The organism is Actinomadura sp. BRA 177 (assembly GCF_013372625.1).
Taxonomy (GTDB): Bacteria; Actinomycetota; Actinomycetes; order Streptosporangiales; family Streptosporangiaceae; genus Spirillospora.
Genome location: NZ_JABXFD010000601.1, coordinates 1 through 1,235 on the forward strand (window position 1 = coordinate 1; position 1,235 = coordinate 1,235).

3 protein-coding genes are annotated in these 1,235 nt (G+C 69.8%); 1 reads left to right on the forward strand and 2 read right to left on the reverse strand.

Going from position 1 to position 1,235, the window contains the following annotated elements; all coding sequences use genetic code 11:
- Window positions 1-5 precede the first annotated feature (5 nt).
- Entirely contained in the window at window positions 6-128 is a 123-nt protein-coding gene (locus HUX53_RS40375; RefSeq protein ID WP_255205910.1) for an amino acid--tRNA ligase-related protein, read from the forward strand.
- Here HUX53_RS40375 and HUX53_RS33975 read toward each other — a convergent pair.
- Window positions 125-625, reverse strand: a complete 501-nt coding sequence (locus HUX53_RS33975; RefSeq protein WP_176407374.1) for a hypothetical protein — start codon at window positions 623-625, stop codon at window positions 125-127. The genes HUX53_RS40375 and HUX53_RS33975 overlap by 4 nt on opposite strands.
- A 146-nt stretch (window positions 626-771) precedes the next feature.
- Window positions 772-978 (reverse strand): hypothetical protein, encoded by a 207-nt coding sequence (locus HUX53_RS33980; RefSeq protein ID WP_176407375.1) that lies wholly within the window; start codon window positions 976-978, stop codon window positions 772-774.
- Between the last annotated feature and the right edge of the window lie 257 nt (window positions 979-1,235).

A 1,235-nucleotide genomic window follows, 5' to 3' on the forward strand; every position in this document is an offset into this window, starting at 1 on the left:
GCGCCCTGGAATACGCGATGCCCCCCGCGGGCGGCATGGGCATGGGCATCGACCGCCTCCTGATCACCCTCACCGGCCGCAGCATCCGCGAAACGATCCCATTCCCCCTGGTACGCCCCGGCTCCTAAAGACGCCGCGGAACGGCCCGGTACCCCTCCTCGGCAAGCCACCGACGCGCCACACCCCGCCGTGCGTCCTCCCCCTGCGGCAGCACACCCGGCGGGACCGGCAACCACCCGTTCCCGTCTTCCGGCACGTCATCGGAGGGAAGGACGTCACCGCGCGCGAGATCGAGGACGTGGTCGCCGTCGTCCATGGCCGCGGCCACGGCTCCCAGATCGACGGGCAGCGGGACGAGCGGTTCGGCGGGACGCGTTCCGAGCGCGGCGGCGAGTTCAGCGGCCAGTTCAGCGTCGCCCGGAAGATCACGTTCGCGCAACGCGTCCCCACATTCTCGGGCGAGCGCCACATCGGCCCGACCTTGGTCGAGTGCGGCCAGGAGCACGTCACCGGCGTATTGGAGCACCGGCTCGAGCGGACGCCCGCGAAGCACCTCCGCATCGCCATTACCCGTGTGAGCGGCGGCTCGCAACCGCGCCAGCGCCTCCTCGTCCCACTCCGTCACATGACATTTGTACAGACATCCACTGACATTGGTGCGCGAATTCAGTGAAGCCGCTTGTCGTCCACATGAACCAGCGTGAGCTCCCGTCCGCCCTGATCACGTTTGGACCGTCCAAAAAGGCCCGCCGCAGGTCCCTGTGCTGAGCGCTACAGGGGCCGCCGGCGGTACAACTCGACGGCGTAGCGGAGACGCGCGCCGACGAGGAGGGCCTCGTCCTCGGGGCATGCGAGGAGGCGCGTGACCAGCTCGACAATCTGATCGTCGGTGAGGTCCGGCTCGCGGTCGGCGATGCGTCCGACGATCTCGACCAGTTCGGGCCGCTTGTACCCGGCGATCGACTGCCCGCGCCGCACCTGCGCGGGGGCCTCCGGGTCCGGCGCCGTCCCGCCGGGCCTGCCCCAGAGCGCGGGAACGTCCGGCGGAGCCGCGGGCTCCCGCTCCCCCTGATCCCTCCCTGCCGCGTCCAGCCGCCGCGGCGGCTGGACGCGGCAGGGAGGGATCAGGGGGAGCGGGAGCGGTCACTTATACACATCTCCGAGCCCACGAGACGGCCTCCACACTCGTCAGACGCATCCTGCTTGCACAAAAAACACGACAAAATCCACTGAAC